Source organism: Thermococcus sp. ES12 (genome assembly GCF_012027515.1).
GTDB classification, from domain to species: Archaea; Methanobacteriota_B; Thermococci; order Thermococcales; family Thermococcaceae; genus Thermococcus; species Thermococcus barossii.
Window position 1 is genome coordinate 1 of record NZ_SNUP01000073.1, and the last position, 441, is coordinate 441.

Here is a 441-nt window from a genome sequence, read left to right on the forward strand (position 1 = left end):
CGATGAGGTACCTCTTGAATGGTGTATTGGAAATGGAGTAGTCCTAGACATGACACATAAAGGGCCTGGAGAACTTATAACCGAAGAAGACGTGAAAGAAGCTTTGAAAAAAATTAATTACAAACTTCAACCATGGGACATCGTCTTAATTCATACTGGATGGGATAAGAAATGGGGAACAAGAGAGTATTTTGAAGCCCACCCAGGAATGAGCCGAGAAGCAACCCTTTACATAATTGACCAAGGCGTGAAAGTTATGGGGATTGATGCATTTGGATTTGATAGAGCATTTAAAGTAATGGGAGAAGAATACAAGAGAACTGGAGATAAAAGTGTTCTCTGGCCAGCCCACAATGTTGGAAGGGAAAGGGAATATATACATCTGGAAAGACTTGCAAACCTAGACAAAATACCAAAACCAACAGGTTTCGTAGTAGTTCA

General features: G+C 40.1%; 1 protein-coding gene. It reads left to right on the top strand.

Features of this window, described 5'->3' with window-relative positions; all coding sequences use genetic code 11:
* A partial coding sequence (locus E3E37_RS11095) for a cyclase family protein (protein ID WP_167717406.1) occupies window positions 1-441 on the top strand: 441 nt, incomplete at both ends.